The sequence below is a fragment of the Rhodanobacter sp. FW106-PBR-R2A-1-15 genome (assembly GCF_058789735.1).
In genome coordinates this window covers 58847-79195 of the sequence record NZ_JBYTEM010000009.1, presented here as the reverse complement: position 1 = coordinate 79195, position 20349 = coordinate 58847, and the positions used below count along the sequence as shown (strand labels likewise).

23 protein-coding genes are annotated in these 20349 nt (G+C 66.1%); 13 read left to right on the top strand and 10 right to left on the bottom strand.

Going from position 1 to position 20349, the window contains the following annotated elements:
* The first annotated feature begins 51 nt into the window (after nt 1-51).
* From rfbB to AC3WTD_RS07065, 9 genes are all read left to right on the top strand, one after another.
* Nucleotides 52-1122, top strand: a complete 1071-nt coding sequence (gene rfbB, locus AC3WTD_RS07105) for a dTDP-glucose 4,6-dehydratase (protein WP_492613356.1) — start codon at nt 52-54, stop codon at nt 1120-1122.
* Complete coding sequence (gene rfbA / locus AC3WTD_RS07100) at nt 1119-2003, top strand: glucose-1-phosphate thymidylyltransferase RfbA (RefSeq protein ID WP_492613355.1); 885 nt, start codon at nt 1119-1121, stop codon at nt 2001-2003. The genes rfbB and rfbA overlap by 4 nt, the downstream gene beginning before the upstream one ends.
* Entirely contained in the window at nt 2000-2557 is a 558-nt protein-coding gene (gene rfbC, locus AC3WTD_RS07095) for a dTDP-4-dehydrorhamnose 3,5-epimerase (protein ID WP_492613354.1), read from the top strand. Before rfbA ends, rfbC begins: the two co-directional genes overlap by 4 nt.
* 196 nt (nt 2558-2753) lie before the next feature.
* Nucleotides 2754-3689, top strand: coding sequence for a dTDP-4-dehydrorhamnose reductase (rfbD, locus tag AC3WTD_RS07090; protein ID WP_492613353.1), 936 nt, complete (start codon nt 2754-2756; stop codon nt 3687-3689).
* 12 nt (nt 3690-3701) lie between these two features.
* Nucleotides 3702-5114 carry a mannose-1-phosphate guanylyltransferase/mannose-6-phosphate isomerase gene (locus tag AC3WTD_RS07085; protein ID WP_492613352.1) on the top strand — a complete coding sequence of 471 codons (1413 nt, stop codon included), beginning with the start codon at nt 3702-3704 and terminating at the stop codon, nt 5112-5114.
* Nucleotides 5115-5500: 386 nt separating this feature from the next.
* Nucleotides 5501-5785 (top strand): type II toxin-antitoxin system HigB family toxin, encoded by a 285-nt coding sequence (locus AC3WTD_RS07080; protein WP_492613351.1) that lies wholly within the window; start codon nt 5501-5503, stop codon nt 5783-5785.
* Entirely contained in the window at nt 5782-6195 is a 414-nt protein-coding gene (locus AC3WTD_RS07075) for a helix-turn-helix domain-containing protein (protein ID WP_492613350.1), read from the top strand. Before AC3WTD_RS07080 ends, AC3WTD_RS07075 begins: the two co-directional genes overlap by 4 nt.
* 306 nt (nt 6196-6501) lie before the next feature.
* Nucleotides 6502-6780 (top strand): type II toxin-antitoxin system TacA family antitoxin, encoded by a 279-nt coding sequence (locus tag AC3WTD_RS07070; RefSeq protein WP_492613349.1) that lies wholly within the window; start codon nt 6502-6504, stop codon nt 6778-6780.
* Nucleotides 6777-7304: a hypothetical protein gene (locus AC3WTD_RS07065; RefSeq protein ID WP_492613348.1), complete on the top strand. Its 528-nt coding sequence runs from the start codon at nt 6777-6779 to the stop codon at nt 7302-7304. Before AC3WTD_RS07070 ends, AC3WTD_RS07065 begins: the two co-directional genes overlap by 4 nt.
* Before the next feature lie 452 nt (nt 7305-7756).
* Here the strand turns inward: AC3WTD_RS07065 and AC3WTD_RS07060 are convergent, their stop codons facing one another.
* From AC3WTD_RS07060 to AC3WTD_RS07030, 7 genes are all read right to left on the bottom strand, one after another.
* Nucleotides 7757-8077, bottom strand: a complete 321-nt coding sequence (locus AC3WTD_RS07060; protein WP_492613347.1) for a BrnA antitoxin family protein — start codon at nt 8075-8077, stop codon at nt 7757-7759.
* Complete coding sequence (locus tag AC3WTD_RS07055) at nt 8046-8324, bottom strand: BrnT family toxin (RefSeq protein WP_492613346.1); 279 nt, start codon at nt 8322-8324, stop codon at nt 8046-8048. Before AC3WTD_RS07055 ends, AC3WTD_RS07060 begins: the two co-directional genes overlap by 32 nt.
* A 240-nt stretch (nt 8325-8564) precedes the next feature.
* Nucleotides 8565-10394 carry a glutamine--fructose-6-phosphate transaminase (isomerizing) gene (glmS, locus tag AC3WTD_RS07050; RefSeq protein WP_492613345.1) on the bottom strand — a complete coding sequence of 610 codons (1830 nt, stop codon included), beginning with the start codon at nt 10392-10394 and terminating at the stop codon, nt 8565-8567.
* Between the two features lie 353 nt (nt 10395-10747).
* The gene (locus tag AC3WTD_RS07045) at nt 10748-12118 is read right to left on the bottom strand and encodes a pyridoxal-phosphate dependent enzyme (RefSeq protein WP_492613344.1); all 1371 of its coding nucleotides are present in this window, start codon (nt 12116-12118) and stop codon (nt 10748-10750) included.
* 159 nt (nt 12119-12277) lie between these two features.
* On the bottom strand, nt 12278-12505 hold the full coding sequence (locus tag AC3WTD_RS07040) for an HP1242/YdcH family protein (protein WP_492613343.1): 228 nt from the start codon (nt 12503-12505) through the stop codon (nt 12278-12280).
* 353 nt (nt 12506-12858) lie between these two features.
* Nucleotides 12859-13479: a hypothetical protein gene (locus AC3WTD_RS07035; protein WP_492613342.1), complete on the bottom strand. Its 621-nt coding sequence runs from the start codon at nt 13477-13479 to the stop codon at nt 12859-12861.
* On the bottom strand, nt 13476-14033 hold the full coding sequence (locus AC3WTD_RS07030) for a DUF4398 domain-containing protein (protein ID WP_492613341.1): 558 nt from the start codon (nt 14031-14033) through the stop codon (nt 13476-13478). Before AC3WTD_RS07030 ends, AC3WTD_RS07035 begins: the two co-directional genes overlap by 4 nt.
* Nucleotides 14034-14119: 86 nt before the next feature.
* Here AC3WTD_RS07030 and AC3WTD_RS07025 point away from each other — a divergent pair, with 86 nt between their 5' ends.
* Nucleotides 14120-15226 carry a PilT/PilU family type 4a pilus ATPase gene (locus AC3WTD_RS07025; protein ID WP_492613340.1) on the top strand — a complete coding sequence of 369 codons (1107 nt, stop codon included), beginning with the start codon at nt 14120-14122 and terminating at the stop codon, nt 15224-15226.
* 125 nt (nt 15227-15351) lie between these two features.
* Here AC3WTD_RS07025 and maiA read toward each other — a convergent pair whose 3' ends face one another.
* Nucleotides 15352-16014 (bottom strand): maleylacetoacetate isomerase, encoded by a 663-nt coding sequence (gene maiA, locus AC3WTD_RS07020; RefSeq protein WP_027492950.1) that lies wholly within the window; start codon nt 16012-16014, stop codon nt 15352-15354.
* Nucleotides 16015-16185: 171 nt separating this feature from the next.
* Between maiA and AC3WTD_RS07015 the strand changes: the two genes are divergently transcribed.
* Nucleotides 16186-17370, top strand: coding sequence for a phosphoglycerate kinase (locus tag AC3WTD_RS07015; protein WP_027492949.1), 1185 nt, complete (start codon nt 16186-16188; stop codon nt 17368-17370).
* The gene (locus AC3WTD_RS07010) at nt 17370-18008 is read left to right on the top strand and encodes an HAD hydrolase-like protein (protein ID WP_492613339.1); all 639 of its coding nucleotides are present in this window, start codon (nt 17370-17372) and stop codon (nt 18006-18008) included. Before AC3WTD_RS07015 ends, AC3WTD_RS07010 begins: the two co-directional genes overlap by 1 nt.
* A gap of 146 nt (nt 18009-18154) precedes the next feature.
* Here AC3WTD_RS07010 and djlA read toward each other — a convergent pair whose 3' ends face one another.
* A complete protein-coding gene (djlA, locus tag AC3WTD_RS07005; protein ID WP_492613338.1) occupies nt 18155-18961 on the bottom strand; it encodes a co-chaperone DjlA in 807 nt (268 codons plus the stop codon).
* Entirely contained in the window at nt 18958-19266 is a 309-nt protein-coding gene (locus tag AC3WTD_RS07000; protein ID WP_492613337.1) for a c-type cytochrome, read from the bottom strand. The genes djlA and AC3WTD_RS07000 overlap by 4 nt, the downstream gene beginning before the upstream one ends.
* A 127-nt stretch (nt 19267-19393) precedes the next feature.
* On the opposite strand from AC3WTD_RS07000, the gene AC3WTD_RS06995 reads away from it, so the two are divergent.
* Complete coding sequence (locus tag AC3WTD_RS06995; RefSeq protein WP_492613336.1) at nt 19394-20290, top strand: phosphoribosylaminoimidazolesuccinocarboxamide synthase; 897 nt, start codon at nt 19394-19396, stop codon at nt 20288-20290.
* Nucleotides 20291-20349: the final 59 nt, after the last annotated feature.

The following is a 20349-nucleotide window of genomic DNA, read 5'->3' as shown; positions in this document are numbered from 1 at the left end:
GCGTTCGAGCCACCTTGCAGACCCGCTCAGCTGAAACTTTAGGACAACTTGATGAACGAATCATCCACAAGGAGCAAGACTCTGCTGGTCACTGGCGGCGCTGGCTTCATCGGTGCCAATTTCGTGTTGCAGGCGGTAGCCGACAGCCTGCGCGTGGTCAATCTTGACAAGCTCACCTACGCCGGCAATCCGGACACGCTAGCGTCGCTACAGGGCAATGAACGGCATGTGTTCGTGCACGGCGACATCGACGACCGTGCGCTGGTGGCCGCGCTGCTGGCCGAACACCAGCCCACGGCGATCGTCAATTTCGCCGCCGAGTCGCACGTCGATCGTTCGATCGACGGCCCGGCCGAGTTCGTGCAGACCAACGTGGTAGGCACGCTGGGCCTGCTGGAAGGCGCCTGCGACTACTGGCGCAGTCTTGAAGGCGCTGCCCGCGAGGCGTTCCGCTTCCTGCACGTGTCCACCGACGAGGTGTACGGCTCACTCGGTGCCGAGGGCAAGTTCACCGAGACCACGCCGTACGCGCCGAACTCGCCGTACTCCGCGTCGAAAGCCGCCTCCGACCACCTGGTGCGCGCGTTCCACCACACCTACGGCCTGCCGGTGCTGACCACCAACTGCTCGAACAACTACGGGCCGTACCAGTTCCCGGAGAAACTCATCCCGCTGGTGATCGCCAAGGCGCTGGCTGGCGAATCGCTGCCGGTGTATGGCGACGGCAGGAACATCCGCGACTGGCTGTTCGTAGGCGACCATTGCAGCGCGATTCGCCGCGTACTGGATGCCGGCCGCGTCGGCGAAACCTACAACGTGGGTGGCAATGCCGAGCGCGAGAACATCGCCGTGGTGAAGACCATCTGCGCCCTGCTCGATGAGCGTCGACCGCTGGCCGACGGCCGCGCGCGCGAATCGCTGATCACCTACGTGAAGGATCGCCCCGGCCACGACCGCCGCTACGCGATCGACTCCAGCAAGCTGCAGCGCGACCTTGGCTGGAAACCCTCGCAGACCTTCGAGAGCGGCATCGCCGCCACGGTGGACTGGTATCTCGACCACCAGCCGTGGGTGCAGCGCGTGCTCGACGGCAGCTACCGCATGGAGAGGCTGGGCGCATGAGCACGAAGGGCATCATCCTCGCCGGCGGTTCCGGCACCCGGCTGCACCCGATCACCCGCGCGATCAGCAAGCAGCTGCTGCCGGTGTACGACAAGCCGATGATCTACTACCCGCTGGCCACGCTGATGCTGGCTGGCATTCGCGAAGTGCTGGTGATCAACACCCCGCATGAGCAAGAGATGTTCCAGCGCCTGCTCGGCGACGGCTCGCAATGGGGCATAGCCATCCGCTACGCGGTGCAGCCGTCGCCCGACGGGCTGGCGCAGGCGTTCACCATCGGCCGCGATTTCGTCGACGGCCAGCCGAGCTGCCTGGTGCTTGGCGACAACATCTTCTACGGCCACGGCTTCACCGAGCGGCTCAAGCGCGCCGCCGCGCGCGAACATGGCGCGACCGTATTCGGTTACTGGGTGAAGGACCCGGAACGCTATGGCGTGGCCGAGTTCGACGCCGCCGGCAAGGTGGTCGGCCTGGAGGAGAAGCCCGCGCAGCCGAAGTCGCACTACGCCGTCACCGGTCTGTACTTCTACGACGGCCGCGTATGCGACTACGCCACCTCGCTGAAGCCCTCGCCGCGCGGCGAGCTGGAAATCACTGACCTCAACCGCTGCTATCTCGACGACGGCTCGCTGCACCTGGAGCAGCTCGGCCGCGGCTTTGCCTGGCTCGACACCGGCACCCACGAGTCGCTGATGGAAGCGGGCAACTACATCCAGACGATCGAGAACCGGCAGGGCCTCAAGGTGTGCTGCCCGGAGGAGATTGCCTATCTCAACGGCTGGATCGAGGCCGAGCAGTTGCTGACGCTGGCAGCACCGCTGGCCAAGACCGGTTATGGGCAGTACCTGCAGCAACTGACCCAGCAAGGCCGCGTACGATGAAAGTGATCGAAACCGGGGTGCCGGGCGCGTTGATCCTCGAACCGCAGGTGTTCGGCGACGCCCGCGGTTTCTTCTATGAGAGTTACAACAAGGCCAAATGGATCGAGGCCTGCATCGACGTCGATTTCGTGCAATCCAACGTCTCGCGCTCCGCGCGCGGCGTGCTGCGCGGCCTGCACTACCAGTGGCCGAATCCGCAGGGCAAGCTGGTCAGCGTGCTGGAAGGCGAGGTGTTCGACGTGGCGGTGGACATTCGTCGCGGCTCGCCCACCTTCGGACAATCGGTGGGCGTGATGTTGACCGCCGACAACCACCGCCACTTCTGGGTGCCGGAAGGTTTCGCGCACGGCTTCTGCGTGCTGTCGGAATTCGCCACCTTCACCTACCAGTGCACCGCGCTGTACGACCCGAAGGCCGACGCCGGCATTCGCTGGAACGATGCCGCGCTGGGCATCGACTGGCCGATCAGCGCGCCACTGCTGTCGGACAAGGACGGCAAGACGCCGCTGCTCCAGGACGTGCCACCCGAGCGGTTGCCGACGTACGCCGCATGAGCAAGCCGCGTCGGGCCGTTTTTTCTCGTCATTCCCGCGAAAGCGGGAATCCAGTGACTTCACCGCGTGCCCTTGCAAGGACGCCGGAAGACTCGCTGCGCTCGCCCCTTCGGGGCCAGCCTTCGGCGGCTCCATGCTGGCACAGCTCGCATTTGTCCCGCTTCCGTGGGAATGACGATGCTTGTTCGAGGCGCCCATGAAGATCCTCCTGCTCGGCGCCAACGGCCAGCTTGGCCGTACGTTCTGTGACCAGGGCGGTTTGGCTGCACGCGGCGAATTGATCGCGGCCAGCCGTGACGGCGTGCTGGCGGCCGGTGGTCCCGGCGAGGCGGCCGACCTGTCGACTCCCGAATCGCTGCCCGCCCTGCTCGACCGCCTGCGGCCGGACGTGATCGTCAATGCCGCCGCATACACCGCGGTCGACCGTGCCGAGCAGGAAGAGGCGCTGGCTACCCGCATCAACGGCGAGGCGGTCGGCGTGCTGGGCCAATGGGCCGCGGCGCACGGCGCGCTGGTGATCCACTACTCCACCGACTACGTGTTCGACGGCAGGCAGGCGCAGCCGTACGCCGTCGACGTGCCGACGAATCCGCTCGGAGCCTACGGCCGCAGCAAGCTGGCCGGCGAGCAGGCATTGCGCAACAGCGGCGCTGACCATCTGACCTTCCGCACTGCCTGGGTCTACGCCGCGCACGGCCACAACTTCCTGCGCACCATGCTGCGCCTGGGTGCCGAACGCGACGAGCTGCGCGTGGTGGCCGACCAGCACGGTGCGCCCACCGATACGATGCTGATCGTGCACGGCACGCTAGCCGCACTCGACCGCTGGCTGCAGTCGGATAGCGTGCAGCGTCTCGCACTGGTTGGCACGCATCACCTGGTCGCCAGCGGCGCGACGACTTGGCACGGCTTCGCCAGCGCGATCTTCGACGAAGCCGTGGCGCTGGACCTGCTGGCGCGCTCACCCCGCGTGGTCGCGATCGCCAGCGCCGAATTCCCCACGCAGGCCGTGCGCCCGGCCTGGTCATTACTGGATAATGCCGGCTTCCAACGACATTTCAACTTCACGCTGCCTGACTGGCAGCACGGCCTGCATGATGTGATGCGCAGGCTGGTCATGACAAACCACTGAAAAGGACCAGTTATGTTGATCCCCCTCATCCTCAGCGGCGGCAGCGGCACCCGACTGTGGCCGGTGTCGCGCAAGAACCTGCCCAAGCAGTTCCTGGAACTGGCCGGCAAGAGTACGCTGTTCCAGCAAACCATCGCACGCACCCGGCAGTTGCCGGGCGTCGCCGCGCCGATCGTGGTCGCCAGCGGGGACCACCGCTTCCTCGCCGCCGACCAACTGCTGGAGGTAGGGATCGAGGGCGCCACCATCGTGCTCGAGCCGCTGGCCCGCAACACCGCGCCGGCAATCGCGCTGGGCGCGCTTGAGGCCTTGCAGTGCGACGCCGACGCCATGCTGCTGGTGCTGCCGGCCGACCACCTGATCGGCGACACCGCCGCCTTCGTCGAGGGCGTGGCCAAGGCGCTGCCGTTGGCCGCGCAGGGCTGGCTGGTTACCTTCGGCATCCGCCCCGACCGTCCCGAGACCGGGTTCGGCTACATCCGTCGCGCCGAGGCGATCGGTAACCATGGCTACCGCGTGGAGCAGTTCGTCGAGAAACCCGACCTTGCCACCGCCGGGTCGTACCTCGCCGATGGCGGCTACGACTGGAACTCCGGCATGTTCCTGTTCAAGGCCGCGCGCTACCTGGAAGAGCTTGCCGCGCATGCGCCGGCGATGCTGGCCGCGGTGCGCGAGGCGCACGCGAAAGCCTCGACCGACCTCGACTTCGTGCGCATCGACCATGACGCGTTCGCGCTGGTGCCGGACAAGTCGATCGACTACGCAGTGATGGAAAAAACCCAGCGTGCCGCGGTGATCCCGGTGAGCTGCGCGTGGAGCGATATCGGCTCGTGGTCGGCGTTGTGGCTGACTGGCGACAAGGACGCCGAGGGCAACCTGCGCGAAGGCGACACCCTGGCGGTGGACACGCGCGACTCGCTGCTGCGCTCGCACGATCGCCACCTGCTCGCCACCGTCGGCGTGGACGACCTGATCGTGGTGACCACGCCGGATGCCACCCTGGTGGCGCACCGCGACGCCGCGCAGGACGTGAAGAAGATCGTCGAGCAGCTGAAGGCTGCCGGCCGCAGCGAACACTCGCTGCACCGCGTGGTGTACCGGCCGTGGGGCAGCTACGACTCGCTGGAGGAAGGCCAGCGGTTCCAGGTCAAGCGCATCGTGGTCAAACCCGGCGCCAGCCTGAGCCTGCAGAAACACCACCACCGCGCCGAACACTGGGTCGTGGTCTCCGGCACCGCCGAGGTCACCTGCGACGACAAGGTGTTCCTGCTCGGCGAGAACCAGAGCACCTACATCCCGCTGGGCAGCAGGCACCGCCTGCGCAACCCCGGCAAGGTGGCGCTGGAGCTGATCGAGGTGCAATCCGGCAGCTACCTCGGCGAAGACGACATCGTGCGCTACGACGACGTCTACGGACGCGCCTGAGCGAGGGGTGAGTGGAGAGGAGTGAGAAACGAGAGAAGGCTTCGCCGCCTTCTCTCGTTTCTCACTCCTCTCCCTCATTTCTCGCTCTACTCCACGGTCGCTGCGGCGCGCCCCTATCTGGCCCCAATGGGGCCTCGAAAAACCGCGGTCATCCCGGCGAAAGCTGGGATCCAGCGACTCTAAAGTTATTGAGGGTCAAGACGCTGGATTCCTGCTTTCGCAGGAATGACGTGCAAAAAGCGGTTATTCGAGGTTCCCAACTGGGAGGATCAGGCTTGTCAGCAGATACCAAGACAACCGTAGAAACCTGGTCGGGCATTGCAATTTGCGATTGACATCATCGCAAATTGCGATAAAATAGCCCGACAAGCACAAGGACGTACAAGATGCGGGTCATCACCAACAGACGCCTGGTCGAGTTTGCCCGGGAACACCCGGATGCAGACGACCCCCTACAGACTTGGCGAAAACTTATTGAGAGCAATGACTTCCAAGGCTTCAACGAGCTAAGAAAGACCTTCCGCGCACTCGATATTTACGGTGACAAGTACATCTTCGACGTTCAGGGTGACCACTACCGCATCATCACCGGTATCAGTTTCATCCAGCAGATCTGCTACATCAAACACGTCCTGACACACGCCTTGTACGACAAGGGCAAATGGAAATGAACGCACAACTCGCCATCGCCCCCATTACGAACGCCTGGGATAACTTCCGGGGGGTCGCCCATATCGGCCATATCGCCAACGAGCGGGATTACGAGGAAGCCACCCGTGTGGCCGATGAGCTGCTTGAGATGGGTGCTATGGATGAAGAGCACCCAAGCCATTCGCTGTTCATGACTATCAGCGATCTCATCTACGCCTACGATCAGCGGCACTTCCCCATGCCGGAAGTGAATGGCGTGCAGATTCTTCGGTTTCTGATGGAGCAGCACGACCTCAACCAGAACCAGTTGCCGGAGATCGGTCGCCAGAGCGTGGTTTCCGAGATTCTGGCTGGCAAGCGCAGCCTGACTGTAGGCCACATCCGAAACCTGTCAGCTCGCTTCGGCATCAGCCCGGCTGTTTTCTTCTAGCAGACCGCCACTTTTGCTGACGCCGAGCTTGTTGGAACCTGTTCGGTAGATTTTTTGCCGGTTCCGTTGACTGAGCTGCGCAGCTGCACGACCCCGATTGGAACCTCTTTTCGATCCCGCCACACGGCATTGGTGAGACCGAATAGAGGTTCCAACCGCACCCCGAGTGCGAAGCCTGATGGCGACCTCGCTGTCGGCGCTGCTGCCCTTGTCGGCGCTCGATAGCTGTACGGATTGAATACTCACGGATTGATATAAAGGCATTTCAGATGTACTCTTTTAATGAGTACATAGGAGTAAAGAGCCATGCCCCGAGTCGCTGTCGATGACAACAAGCGGATGAATCTGCGGGTTTCGCCCGAGCAGAAGGCCACGCTCGTGCGGGCGGCTGCGCTGCGACACACGGATCTGACGGATTTCGTGCTGCAACCGGCCTTGCGCGAAGCCAAGACGGTGATTGCGGAGGCCGAGCGCATTGTCCTGTCGGAAAGGGACAGTGTTGCGGTGCTGAGGATGCTCGAAAACCCGCCGGTGCCGAACGCCAAGCTGCGCAAGGCTATCGCGGCGCTGCCCAAGCAGGGATGAGCGTCCCCGCCTGGCACGAGGAACCGATCTCCAAGAAGCATGATTGCAAGTTGTTCGACTGCGGCGATTCCGCGATGAACGAGTTCCTTCACAAGTACGCGCGTCAGAGCCACGAGGCCGGCGGCGCGAAAACCTTTGTCGCCATCGACGACGCGGACAGCAAGACGGTTCTCGGCTTTTACAGCTTGGCGCCTGGGGCGCTCGCTTACGCGGATACGCCCGAGCAGGTGCGCAAGGGCTTGGCGCATCACGACGTGCCGGGTTTCAGGCTCGCGCGTATCGCGACGGACACACGGCTGCAAGGCGGTGGTCTCGGCGGTCAGCTCCTCGCGATGGCCGCACGGCGCTGCTTGCGCGCCGCCGACGTTGTGGGGGGGGTCTTGCTCATGATCGATGCGAAGAACGAGAGGGCTGCCGCGTGGTACGCCAGCTATGGCGCCGTGGCACTGGCCGACAAGCCGCTCACGCTGGTGATGGCCCTCGCGACGTTCGAGGCGGAGCTGAAGGCGAAAGGTCTTCTGTAGAAATCATGCCGTCTTGGAGCCTCGCTGCCGGCGCCGCGCACTTCGAAAGATTGCAACAAGGCCGACATTCGCCTCCACGGCAAGGTCGGCCGGCACATCAGAAACACTAACTGGCAGCGGTCAATGCAGTCGTTTCCGGCCTTTTGTCTCAGCAGAGCCAGGCCGTGGCCGACCTGTAGTTGGAACTTCTATTGCCCAATTGGAACCTCTATTCGGTCTCACCCGCCAGCTGTGGTGCGGTCGAATAGAACTTCCAATGCAGATCCAGCACCCTTGCGGCCTGAACCTGTTCAAGCAGCGCTTCGTGCTACGAAGTAGTCGCCAAAACACGCCGCGAGCACTGGGCAAACATTGAACGTAAACCAATAGAGCTTCCAACTGGGGGAGGGCCGAGATTCGCCCAAAAGCGCTCACTTGGCACCTAACCATCTGGTTGTGGGTCTGCTCATCGGTCATCGCTTGCCGAGGTGCGCCTGCATGTAGGCGCGTAGCACTTGGTTGATGCGGGTTTGGTACCGCGAGCCGGCGTGCCGAAAGTAGTCCAGGACATCAGCATCCAGGCGAAGCGTGACCTGGCGTTTGTTCTCGGCCGAAAGAGCAACACCAGGACGCGTCCACTCAGCGTCAGCCGGACTGCGCGGAATGTCACTGAAGTCGATTTCGCTGTCGGACATGACGGCCAGGCGAGCGAGTGCCGCCTTGTCGTCCGCGCTCAACGGCGTGTTCGGGTCGAGGGTGAACCTAACGGTTTTTCCAGTAGTCGCGTTGCTCATGGCGTTCGGCCTTTCGGGCGGAAATGAGGCGGATGGCGTCGCCTCGCACGGTGTATGTGACGACCAACTCCACGTCGCCGACGAGACCGATGGTGAGGAAACGATCCTCGCCGTAGTCCTCGCGGCCGTCGTAGCGGTCAAGGCGTTCGTGGTCGTAGAAAACGCGGGCGGCCAGCGTGAACGGCACGCCGTGCTTGGTCAGGTTGGAAGTGGCTTTTTCATCGTCCCATTCAAAACTCAGGGTCATAGGGTGGTACGCAGTTATGCGCCAATTGTAACTACAATTGTTGTTACAATCAAGTCGTGCTCCGAGGCCATCTGCTACGGCAGCGCAGTTCAGCATGCGCCAGTGCGTCGACTTGCCAGGCATGCCGTTGGAATCTCTTTTGTGCCGATGGCCGCCCCGTCGACCCTCCTGTTGGAACCTCTATTCCTCAGTTTGATTTTCTATTCGGTCGCACCACAGCGGGCTCCTACGACCCGGCAGTTACTCGACCGTCACGGATTTCGCCAGGTTGCGCGGCTGGTCGACGTCGGTGCCGCGCAGCACGGCGACGTGGTAGGCGAGCAGCTGCAGCGGGATGGTGAACACGGCCGGGGCGATGAAGTTGCCGCCGGAGGCCACGCGCAGCATGCGGCCGGTGCCGGCCATGTCGTCCATGCCGGCGGCGCCGTCGGCGAACACGATCAGCTGGCCGCCGCGGGCGCGCACTTCCTGCAGGTTGGATTTCAGCTTGTCCAGCAGCGGGCCGTTCGGCGCCACCGCGATCACCGGCATGTGCTCGTCGACCAGCGCCAGCGGGCCATGCTTGAGCTCGCCGGCGGCATAGGCCTCGGCGTGGATGTAGGAGATCTCCTTGAGCTTCAACGCGCCTTCCATTGCCACCGGGTACTGCACGCCGCGGCCGAGGAACAGCGCATGCTGGCGGTGGATGAACTCGCCGGCCAGGGCAATGATCGCCGGCTCCATCTGCAGCGTTTCCTCGATCGCCCGCGGCAGGTGCTGCAGCTCGGCGCACAGCGCGGCGTAGCGGTCGGCATCGAGGCCGTGGCGGCGGGCCAGCTCCAGCGTCAGCAGGGCGAGGCCGGCCAGCTGGGTGGTGAAGGCCTTGGTCGAGGCCACGCCGATCTCGGGGCCGGCGCGGGTCATCAGCTTGAGGTCGGCCTCGCGCACCGCCGAGGATTCGGGCACGTTGCAGATCGCCAGCGTGCCGAGGTAGCCACGCCGGCGCGATTCGCGCATCGCCGCCAGGGTGTCGGCGGTTTCGCCGGATTGCGAGATCGCCACGAACAGCGTGCCCTCCGGCACCACCGTCTCGCGGTAGCGGTATTCGCTGGCCACCTCGACGCTGACCGGCAGCCGCGCGTACTCCTCGATCCAGTACTTGGCGACCAGGCCGGCGTGGTAGCTGGTGCCGCAGGCGACGATGTGCAGGCCGCGGGTGGCCTGCAGCAGCGCGTCGCTGTCGATGCCGAAGATGTTCGGCAGCACGCCGTGCGGGCCCAGCCGCGCCTCCAGCGTGTTGGCCACCGCCTGCGGCTGCTCGAAGATCTCCTTCTGCATGTAGTGGCGGTACTCGCCGCGCTCCACCGCGTCGGTGGACAGCTCGCTCTCGTGCACCGCGCGCTCCACCGGCGCGCCGTCCAGGCCGAACACCTGCACGCTGTCGCGGGTGATCTCCACCACGTCGCCCTCGTCCAGGTAGAGCATTTTGTGGGTGACCTGGACCAACGCCTGCGCGTCGGAGCCGAGGAAGTTCTCGCCGATGCCCACGCCGACCAAGAGCGGCGCGCCGCGGCGGGCGCCGACCACGCGGCCGGGCTCGTCGCGGCTGAGCACGGCGATGGCGTAGGCGCCTTCCAGCTCGCGCACGGTGGCCAGCACCGCCTCGCGCAGGCTCAGGCCCTGGTCGAGGTGGCGGTCGATCAGCGCGGCCATCACCTCGGTGTCGGTGTCGGAGGTGAACACATGGCCGGCGGCCTCCAGCTCGGCGCGCAGGCGGGCGTGGTTCTCGATGATGCCGTTGTGCACGATCGACACCCGCCCGGCGATGTGCGGGTGTGCGTTGGCCTCGTTCGGCACGCCGTGGGTGGCCCAGCGGGTGTGCGCGATGCCGGTGCCGCCGGGCAGCGGGTCGGCTAGGTACAGCGCCTCCATCTCGCGTACCTTGCCCTTGGCGCGCACGCGATGGATCGCGCCGCCGTCCAGCACGGCCACGCCGGAGGAGTCGTAGCCGCGGTATTCGAGCGCCTTCAGGCCGGCAATCAGCAGCGGAGCGACGTCACGCTGGGCCACGGCAGCAACAATTCCGCACATGAGTGGGGGCTCCTTGTTCGATTCGCGGCCGGTGACCGCGTTGGCGCCGGCATCTTGGCCGGCCCGCATTGCGCCAGGCTTTCGGGCGCCGCGCTCAGAGTTTGTGAAGAAAACTACATCCTGTGGTTTTCTTCAGTCGCGAGTCCGGTACACGCCCGGACCCGCTCACATGAAATAGTCACTGGCGTGACTGTTTCATGTCTGGCCATCGGGCAACCGCTCCCTGCGTTGCCTCAACTCGGGCATCGGGCAACTGCTCCTGCGTTGCCTCAACTCGGGCATCCATGCCCTCGCCATGCCCTCGCCATGCCATCGCCGTGGCCGGCCCGAGAGGTTGAAAAAATCACAACCTCTCAGTCCACCTTGCGGCGCAGCCAGTTCAGCAGGTCGATGCGGGTGATCAGGCCGAGGAAATCGTCGCCGTCGACCACGATCGCCACGTGGCCGCGCTCGAACACCGGCAGCAGCGATTCGACCGGCGAGCGCACGTCGAGCTTCTGCAGGTTGGTCATCATCGCGGTCGACACCGGGTCGCGGAAGCGCGTCTCGTCGGCGTGCACGTGCATCAGCACGTCGGACTCGTCGACGATGCCGACCAGCTTGCGGCCGTCCATCACCGGCAGCTGCGACACGTCATACAGCTTCATGCGGTTGTAGGCAGTGATCAGCAGCTCGTTCGGGCCGACCACCACGGTGTCGCGCTGGGCGAACGGGCGCAGCAGCAGGTCGCGCAGGTCGCCGTGCTGCTCGCGCTCGATGAAGCCGTTGTCGAGCATCCAGTAGTCGTTGTACAGCTTGGACAGGTACTTGTTGCCGGTGTCGCAGACCAGGGTCACCACCCGCTTCGGGCTGGTCTGCTCGCGGCAGTAGCGCAGCGCCGCGGCCACCAGGGTGCCGGTGGACGAGCCGCCCAGCACGCCTTCCTTTGACAGCAGTTCGCGCGCGGTGAGGAAGCTTTCCTTGTCGGGGATCGCGTAGGCCTTCTTCACCCGGGTGAAGTCGCTGATCGAGGGCAGAAAATCCTCGCCGATGCCCTCCACCATCCAGCTGGCGGACTTGGTCGAGAGCGTGCCTTGGTTGATGTACTGGGCCAGGATCGAGCCGACCGGATCGGCGAGGACCAGTTCGGTCTGCGGCGAGTGCTCGGCGAAGAACTTCGACAGGCCGCTGAGCGTGCCGGACGAGCCGCAGCCGACCACCACCGCGTCGACCTTGCCGTCCATCTGCTCGAGGATTTCCGGCCCGGTGGTGGCGGTGTGCGCGGCCGGGTTGTCGGGGTTGCCGAACTGGTTGATGAAGTACGCGCCGGGCGTTTCGCGGGCGATCCGCTCGGCCATGTCCTGGTAGTACTCGGGGTGGCCCTTGGCCACGTCCGAACGAGTGAGCACCACCTCGGCGCCCATCGCCTTGAGGTTGAAGATCTTCTCGCGGCTCATCTTGTCCGGCACCACCAGGATCAGCCGGTAGCCCTTCTGCTGCGCGACCAGCGCCAGCCCCAGGCCGGTGTTGCCAGCGGTGCCCTCGACCAGGATGTCGCCGGGGCGGATGCGGCCATCCTGCTCGGCACCTTCGATCATCGACAGGCCGATGCGGTCCTTGATCGAGCCGCCGGGGTTGGCGCTCTCCAGCTTGAGGAACAGCGCGCACGGCCCGGTGTCCAGGCGCTGCGCGCGCACCATCGGGGTATGTCCGATCAGTTCGAGGACACTCTGGTGGACCGTCATGGGGACTCCGTCGCTGGGGCAGCCGCGGAAGACGCCGCCGCTGCGGGATCGCCATGATAACCGCTTGCCATGGGCACACGGCGCAAACGCGGCGGCCCCGGCACCTTTCCCGACATGCAGGGAAAAGCCCGGGGCCGCATTGGCATGTGAAGCAGCGGGTCAGTGGATAAGGTGCACTCGATCCGTCCACATGCGCTCGAGTCGCGCCTTGGCCAGCAGTTTCTCCTTCTTCATGCTGGCGAGGGTGACATCATCGATGGGCAATACGCCGATGTCGGCGTCGTGCACCTTGCTGTCGAGTTCGCGGTGATGCTGGTACAGGCGCCGGAATTCGGCGTCGGCCTTCATCAATGCCTCGACATCGTCGCGCTGCTGGTTTTCAAACATGATCCGACCTCCTCACGAGTTGACATGCGGATACGACAGGAAGCATCCGCAGACGTTGAACACACGCACGCACCCCGCCGCCCACGCCGGATGACCGGGACGCAGGGGAAGCATGGAAACGGGGGATAAGCGCATGGTTCGGGTCAGTAGCCCACAAGGCCTGGATGCCTCATGGGACTCTGACCCTACTCCGCCACACTGGGGGTCGCAAGGGCCGGCGACAGCGTATAGCGAAACCACGAAGCACAGGTGAAAAAGCTGTCAAAACAGCATTTTACCATTGGTCAGCCAAAGCCTGGGCGCCCCTCGTCCAAGGCCGCGGCAGGGCGCGGATGCGCCTTGCCGGGAGGGCCTCAGGGATGCTGTTTCGACGTACCTGTCTCGGCGGGCTTGTCGGTGTCTTCCATCTGCGAGCGCATCGCCTTGGCCGCCTCGGCGGCCAGCTCGGCCTGACGTTTGGCAGCCCTGGCCACCTTGCTCTGCGCCGCCGCCAGCTTCTTCGCCCGCTCGGCCTCGGCCCGCGCCTGCTCGGCCGCCTGCGAGTATTCCTGCCCCTGCGCCTGCAGCCGGGCGGCCTCTTCCTGCGCCAGCTGGTACTGCAGGCGCTGGCGTTCCAGTTCGCGCCGGCTGTTGTCCAGCAGGATCTGGTCGCGTTCGCGGTCGAGCTGGGTCAGCTTGATCTGGGCGTCCTGCAGCTGCGCGGCGGTCTTGGCCAGATCGACCCGCCGTTCGGCCAGGTACAACGCATGCGGCCGCTCGCGCGAGCTGGCCTGGGCGAGCCGGTTGATCGCGTCGCGGGCACGCGCCTGCTCAGCCTGCGCGTAGTTGCCCATGCCTGGATCGTTGGCGAGCTGGTTGAGGCTGCCGGTCAGGCGGCTGATGTCGATGTCGTCCTGGCGGGCGTGCGCCGGGCCGAGCACGGCCAGCGCCAGCGCCAGCGCAACCGCGACCAGGGTAGCGGCGGAACGCTTCATGGCTGGCCTCCCTGGGAGTTTGCGGCGGGTTGCTGCACGTCGGGCACGGTCTGGAAACCGTCGGCCGGCGGCGCGGACAACACCGACGAGGAAGGTGCCGGCATCTCCTCGGTGGGCGGTGCGCTGGACGGCGGCGCCGGTTGCGCTGCCTGGGTGGCCGCCGCGGCATCGTGTTCGCCCTGCTGGCGCAGGCGGGTGTTCTCGCGCAGCTTGCTCTGGATCTGCACCCGCGCCGCGCCCAGCCTGGCCTTGGCCTGGGCCAGTTCGGCGTCGGCCCGCGACTCCTCGGCCAGGCTCGCCGCATTGGCGTACTTGCGCTCGGCCATGGCGGCCTGCGCCAACTGGAACTTGTCCTGCGCAAAGCCCAGGTCAACCGGCGCGTAATCCGCCGCGCCCGCGTCGCGGGCCATCTGCAGCTGGTTCTGGGCCTGGTTCATCGAGTCATTCGGCGGCGGCACCGAGGCGCAGCCGGTCAGCGCCAGGCCCAGCACCAGGGCTGCCAGGGCGATGCAGGTGCGGCGCGGAGATCCGGCCAGCGGGGAAAAGATGTACATCACATTCCTCATGGTGTGTCGCAGCGTATTGTGGGCGGGCATAATCCATCATTGCAACGCGCAACTTGCCAGACCAGGGGTCATTCGTGGACATCGGCTACTTCCTCAAGCTTATGGTAGACAAGGGTGCGTCGGACATGTTCCTGTCCACCGGCGCTCCGGTGAATATCAAGGTCGAGGGCAGGCTGTATCCGCTGGGCAATACCGGGCTCCCCGGCGGCATGGTCAAGAAGATCGCGTATTCGCTGATGGACGAAGGCCAGGTGCCGCAGTTCGAGCGCGACCTGGAGCTGAACATGGCGTTGGCGGTGAAGGAAGCCGGCCGCTTCCGCATCAACGTGTTCAAGCAGCGCGGCGAAGTGGGCATGGTGATCCGCGCGATCAAGAGCGAGATCCCCAGCATCGAACAGCTGCAGCTGCCCAGCATCTTCCGCGACCTGATCATGGAGCCGCGCGGGCTGATCCTGGTGGTCGGCGCCACCGGCTCGGGCAAGTCGACCACGCTGGCGGCAATGCTCGACCAGCGCAACTCCCATTCGCCCGGCCACATCCTCACCATCGAGGACCCGATCGAATACCTGCACCGGCACAAGAAGTCGATCGTCAACCAGCGCGAGGTGGGCCTGGACACCCACAGCTACCACGAGGCGCTGAAGAACGCGATGCGCGAGGCGCCGGACGTGATCATGATCGGCGAGATCCGCGACACCGACACCATGGAGGCGGCGATCGCCTTCTCCGAGACCGGCCACCTGTGCCTGGCCACGCTGCACTCCAACAACGCCGACCAGACGCTGGAGCGCATCCTCAACTTCTTCCCCGAATCGGCGCACAAGAACGTGCTGATGAACCTGGCGCTGAACCTGCGCGCGGTGATCAGCCAGCGCCTGGTGATCGGCAAGGACGGCCGCCGCATCCCGGCCACCGAGGTACTGCTGAACACCCCGTTGATCCGCGACATGATCCGCCGCGGCCAGATCCACGAGATCAAGGAAGCGATGGACCGCAGCCTGCAGGAAGGCATGCAGACCTTCGACCAGTCGTTGTACAAGCTGTACAAGGAAGGCCGCGTGGAACTGGAAGAGGCGCTCAACAAGTCCGATTCGCGCGACGGCCTGGCGCTGAAGATCCGCCTCGCCGAAGGCGGCAACAGCGACGAGGCGATGGCCGATCCTTACGGGATGGGGTTTTAGGGCCGGGATTCGGGATTCGGGATTCGGGATTCGCCAAAAGCCGCCCGCCTTTGCGCTCCCGCAACCGGCGGAAGGTAACGCCGTCGGATCACGCCCTATCGAATCCCGAATCTCGAATCCCGGCTCTAAGGCGCATCCGGCTGGGCCTCCGGCGCGGCGCGGCGGAATGCTTCCAGCTCGTTGCATGACTGGTAGATGCGCGCGATGGTCGGGTAGTCGTCCAGCGGCAGCTTCCAGCGCAGCGCGTTGTAGACCTGCGGGACCAGGCAGACGTCGGCCATGCTCGGCGCCTCGCCGTGGCAATAGCGTCCGGTCGCCACGTTGTCGCCCAGCATCGTCTCGATCGCCTGGAAACCCGCGCCGATCCAATGCCGCGACCACGCCGCGCGCTGCTCCTCGCTGGCACCGAATTCGGCTTCCAGCTGCTGCAGCACCCGCAGGCTGCCCAGCGGGTGGATGTCGCAGGCCACCACCTGCGCCAGCGCCCGCACCCGGGCCCGCCCGCGCGCATCGACCGGCAGCAGGGCCGTTTCCAGCTCCGGATGCATCTCGTCGAGGTATTCCATGATCGCCAGCGACTGGGTGATCGCGCGGTCGCCGTCGAGCAGGCAGGGCACCATTTCCTGCGGGTTGAGCGCACGGTAATCCGGCGCGTGCTGCTCGCCGCCGTCGCGCACCAGGTGCACCGGTCGCGTCTCGTAGTCGAGCCCCTTCAGGTTCAGCGCGATGCGCACCCGATACGCAGCGCTGGAACGCCAGTAGCCATACAACACCAAACCGCTAGCCATGAGCCACCCCCCGACGGATAACCGCAGTTTGCCACAGTGTGGGCCGGGCACGTGGCGCACCGCAACGTGCGGCGCCGGCCCGCCGCGTTTGCATCGACACCCGACGCGCCCGAGAATAAGCGGTTACCGCCCGTGCCGGGCGGCCCCTTGTCCATTATCCGGAGTGCCGCCGTGTCCGTCATCCGCATGAGTGACCTCGATTTGCGCGACCAGCGCGTGCTGATCCGCGAAGACCTGAACGTGCCGATCGACGACCACGGTCGGATCACCTCGACCCAGCGCCTCGACGCCGCGCTGCCCACGATCCAGGCCGCCCGCGACGCCGGCGCGAAGGTGATGGTGATGTCGCACCTGGGTCGGCCGAAGGAAGGCCAGTTCGACGCCGAATCCTCGTTGGCGCCGGTGGCGCTGTGGCTGAGCGCGCGCCTGCACCAGCCGGTGCGGCTGGTCGCCGACTACCTGGTCGACGGCGTCGAGGTGGCCCCGGGCGAGGTGGTGCTGCTGGAAAACTGCCGCATGAACGTCGGCGAAGGCAAGGACGACGACGCGCTGGCCCGGAAGTACGCCGCGCTGTGCGACATCTTCGTGATGGACGCGTTCGGCACCGCGCACCGCGCGCAGGCCTCCACCCATGGCGTGATCAAGTATGCCCCGGTCGCCGCCGCCGGGCCGCTGCTGTGTGCGGAGCTCGATGCGCTGGGCAAGGCGCTGGAACACCCGGCGCACCCGCTGCTGGCGATCGTGGCCGGCTCCAAGGTCTCGACCAAGCTGACCCTGCTCGACAACCTGATCGGCAAGGTCGACCAGTTGATCGTGGGCGGCGGCATCGCCAACACCTTCGTCGCCGCGCTGGGCTATTCGGTGGGCAATTCGCTGTATGAGCCGGACCTGATCGACGCCGCCAGGAAGGTGCTGGCCGATGCGAAGCGCCGCGGCGCCGAGGTGCCGATGCCGGTCGACGTGGTGGTGGCACCGACCTTCTCGGCGCAGGCGCCGGCCACGGTGAAGCCGGTCGACCAGGTGGGCGCGGACGAGATGATCCTCGACATCGGCCCGCAGACTGCCGAGCTGTACGCCGCGCTGATCGCCAAGGCCGGCACCGTGGTGTGGAACGGCCCGGTCGGCGTGTTCGAGTTCGACACCTTCGGCAAAGGCACCGAGACGCTGGCGCGGGCGATCGCCGCCTCGAATGCGTTCTCCATCGCCGGCGGCGGCGACACTCTGGCCGCGGTCGACAAGTACGGCATCGCCGACCAGGTCTCCTACATCTCCACCGGCGGCGGCGCGTTCCTGGAGTTCCTCGAAGGCAAGGAGCTGCCCGCAGTGGCTGCGCTGAAGGCGCGAGCCGCGAAGTAATGCTCTGCCTGTTCGACCTCGACGGCACCCTGATCGATTCCGAGCACGGCATCACCGCCTGCGTGAAGCATGCGCTGGCGCGGCTGGACGTGCCGGCGCCGGCGCATGCGGAACTGCGCCGCTGGATCGGCCCGCCGTTGCGGCACAGCTTCGCGCCGCTGCTGGACCACGACGCCGAACGCGTCGAGGCGGCGGTGGCGTACTACCACGAGCGCTTCGATACGCTCGGCTGGCGCGAGCACGAGGTCTACCCGGGCATCGAAACGTTGATCGGGCGACTGCTCGGCGCTAGCCACCAGCTTGCGGTGGTCACCAGCAAGCCGCACCGCCACGCCGCGCCGATCATCGCCCACCTGCCGTTCGGCGACGCCTTCCTGCGCCTGTACGGCCCGCACCCGGGCAGCGCGCACAGCGAGAAGGCCACGATGATCGCCGCGGCACTGACGGACTTCGGCGTCGACCCGACCGACGCGGTGATGATCGGCGACCGCCATTTCGACATCGACGGTGCCGTGGCCAACCAAGTGCGCGGCGTGGGCGTGCTGTGGGGTTTCGGCGACCGCGCGGAACTGGAGCAGGCCGGCGCGCGTGCCGTTGCGGCGACGCCGGACGAACTGGCCGGACTGCTGCTCGGCTGATCCGACGCAGCGCCTTGTCGCCTGATCCGACGCATCGCCTTTGCAGGAGCCCGCTCGCGGGCGATGCTCTTTCGAATCCCGGATCCCGAATCCCGAATCCCGAATCCCGAATCCCGGCTTTCAAAGCATCGCCCGCGAGCGGGCTCCTACTTGAAGCCGCGCTGTTCCTTGATCCGGTCGTACGCGGCGTTGATCTCGCTGGCGCGCGCCTCGGCGCGCTTGCGCATGTCTTCGGGCAGGTCGCCGAGGCGGTCGGGGTGGTGTTCGGAGATCAGTTTGCGGTAGGCGCGCTTGATCGCGCGGTCATCGGCGTTGCGGTCGATGCCGAGCACGGCATACGGGTCCGGTCCCTGCGGTGCGCGCTGCGGCGGCACGTAGCCGCCGCCGGTGCCGTAGGCCCGGCCGTGACTGCGCGATCCGCCGGCGTTCCAGGCGTAACCCTTCATCGCCATCAGCGCCATCAACTCCATGTCGCTGATACGCAACGCGAACGCCAGCTGGTGCAGGATCGCCATCTTCTCCGGCGGTGGGTTGCCCTCGGCCAGCACCGTCTCGATCACCACGTCGAGCACCGGGAAGGCGTGGTCGCGGCGCAGACCGACCCAGTTGCGCAGCGCGGCAATGGTCGGGGTGACGTCGAACTCCGGCTGCTTGCCGACGTTGAAGCTGGCCACCGCCTGCCTGCGCTGCTCGGCGTCCAGGCCCATGCGCGTCATCAGCCGCTCGGCGATCGCGATCTCCTGCTCCGATACGCGGCCGTCGGATTTCGCCACCGCACCGAGCAGGGTGAACAGCGGGCCGATGAAGCCGCCGGCTTCCGGCGTGGCGTGCTTGCGCTGGCTGTAGCGCAGGTTGTCGAAGACGAAGCCGATCACCGCGCCGGTGACGGCGCCGGGCAGGTGACCGATGAGCAGGCCGAAGAAGGCGAACCACAGCGTGTAGGTGTAGCTCATGGCGTGCCCTGCGGTGCCTGCGCGCTGTACCAGCGGGCCAACGCGTCGAGGTCGGCGTCGCCGACCGGGCCGATCGCGGCGCGCATAACCGGGATGTTGCGGCGGCCGTCGCGGTATTGCTTCAGCGCGTCGCGCAGGTAATCCAGCCGCTGGCCGGCCAGGTGCGGCACGCCGGGCATGCTGGCGTGGCCGCCAGCACCGTGGCAGGCCGCGCACAGGCCCAGCCGGGTCGGCGACGCCGGCGTCTGCGCACGGAGCGGGAAGGCGGCGAACAGGCACAGCGCCGCGGTCAATAAGGTTCGCATCGGCAACCAATGGGGGCCACAGGTCGCCAATTCTAGCAGCGCACCCGGATTCCCCGAGGCGGCGTTTCCGGCGCCACGGCCGCAGCGGCTAGAATGGGCGCTTGCCCGCCATGTGGAACCCGCCGTCGTGCCCACCACCCTGCCGCAATCGAACCTGCCCGGCCTCGAGCTGATCCACCGCGGCAAGGTGCGCGATGTATACGCGTTGTCCGACGATCGACTGCTGATGGTCGCCACGGACCGGCTGTCGGCGTTCGACGTGGTGCTGCCCAACCCGATCCCGGGCAAGGGCGAGATGCTCACCCAGATCTCCAACTTCTGGTTCGGCAAGACCGCCCACCTGGTGCCGAACCACCTGCTCGACGTGCCGCTGGCCGAGGTGCTGCCGCCCGGCACCGACCTGAAACTGTATGAGAAGCGCGCTGTGGTGGCGCGGCGGCTGAAGCCGGTGCCGGTGGAGGCGATCGCCCGCGGCTACCTGATCGGCTCCGGCTGGAAGGACTACCAGGCCACCGGCTCGCTGTGCGGCATCGTGCTGCCCGCCGGCCTGAAGCAGGCGCAGCAGCTGCCCGCGCCGATCTTCACGCCCTCGACCAAGGCCGCGGTGGGCGACCACGACCAGAACGTCAGCTTCGATGCGGTAGTCGACGCGGTCGGCAGCGAGCTGGCCAACCAGGTGCGCGACGCCACGCTGGCGATCTACCAGTGGGCCGCTGCCTACGCGGCCGAACGCGGCATCATCATCGCCGACACCAAGTTCGAATTCGGCACCGACGCCAGCGGCAAGCTGTACGTGATGGACGAGATGCTGACGCCGGATTCCTCACGCTTCTGGCCGGCCGACGAATACCGCGTCGGTATCAGCCCGCCCAGCTACGACAAGCAGTTCGTGCGCGACTGGCTGGAGACGCAGCACTGGAACAAGACCGCGCCAGGCCCGGTGATCCCGGACGAGGTGATCGCGCGCACCGCCGCCAAGTACGCCGAGGCGCTGCAGCGCCTGGCCGGTATCCGGCTGTCGTAGGAGCGCGCCCTGTGCGCGATGCTCTTCGTCACGTGACGAAAGACATCGCGCACAGGGTG

Coding starts and splice junctions, on each gene's coding strand:
- rfbC (WP_492613354.1), top strand. CDS start 2,000: ATGAAAGTGATCGAAACCGGGGTGCCGGGCGCGTTGATCCTCGAACCG.
- AC3WTD_RS07035 (WP_492613342.1), bottom strand. CDS start 13,479: ATGAAGCGTTCCGCCGCTACCCTGGTCGCGGTTGCGCTGGCGCTGGCG.
- AC3WTD_RS07040 (WP_492613343.1), bottom strand. CDS start 12,505: ATGTTTGAAAACCAGCAGCGCGACGATGTCGAGGCATTGATGAAGGCC.
- glmS (WP_492613345.1), bottom strand. CDS start 10,394: ATGTGCGGAATTGTTGCTGCCGTGGCCCAGCGTGACGTCGCTCCGCTG.
- rfbB (WP_492613356.1), top strand. CDS start 52: ATGAACGAATCATCCACAAGGAGCAAGACTCTGCTGGTCACTGGCGGC.
- AC3WTD_RS07085 (WP_492613352.1), top strand. CDS start 3,702: ATGTTGATCCCCCTCATCCTCAGCGGCGGCAGCGGCACCCGACTGTGG.
- AC3WTD_RS07045 (WP_492613344.1), bottom strand. CDS start 12,118: ATGACGGTCCACCAGAGTGTCCTCGAACTGATCGGACATACCCCGATG.
- AC3WTD_RS07065 (WP_492613348.1), top strand. CDS start 6,777: ATGAGCGTCCCCGCCTGGCACGAGGAACCGATCTCCAAGAAGCATGAT.
- AC3WTD_RS07060 (WP_492613347.1), bottom strand. CDS start 8,077: ATGAGCAACGCGACTACTGGAAAAACCGTTAGGTTCACCCTCGACCCG.
- djlA (WP_492613338.1), bottom strand. CDS start 18,961: ATGAGCTACACCTACACGCTGTGGTTCGCCTTCTTCGGCCTGCTCATC.
- AC3WTD_RS07080 (WP_492613351.1), top strand. CDS start 5,501: ATGCGGGTCATCACCAACAGACGCCTGGTCGAGTTTGCCCGGGAACAC.
- AC3WTD_RS07055 (WP_492613346.1), bottom strand. CDS start 8,324: ATGACCCTGAGTTTTGAATGGGACGATGAAAAAGCCACTTCCAACCTG.
- AC3WTD_RS07010 (WP_492613339.1), top strand. CDS start 17,370: ATGCTCTGCCTGTTCGACCTCGACGGCACCCTGATCGATTCCGAGCAC.
- AC3WTD_RS07070 (WP_492613349.1), top strand. CDS start 6,502: ATGCCCCGAGTCGCTGTCGATGACAACAAGCGGATGAATCTGCGGGTT.
- AC3WTD_RS07030 (WP_492613341.1), bottom strand. CDS start 14,033: ATGTACATCTTTTCCCCGCTGGCCGGATCTCCGCGCCGCACCTGCATC.
- rfbD (WP_492613353.1), top strand. CDS start 2,754: ATGAAGATCCTCCTGCTCGGCGCCAACGGCCAGCTTGGCCGTACGTTC.
- rfbA (WP_492613355.1), top strand. CDS start 1,119: ATGAGCACGAAGGGCATCATCCTCGCCGGCGGTTCCGGCACCCGGCTG.
- maiA (WP_027492950.1), bottom strand. CDS start 16,014: ATGGCTAGCGGTTTGGTGTTGTATGGCTACTGGCGTTCCAGCGCTGCG.
- AC3WTD_RS07075 (WP_492613350.1), top strand. CDS start 5,782: ATGAACGCACAACTCGCCATCGCCCCCATTACGAACGCCTGGGATAAC.
- AC3WTD_RS07000 (WP_492613337.1), bottom strand. CDS start 19,266: ATGCGAACCTTATTGACCGCGGCGCTGTGCCTGTTCGCCGCCTTCCCG.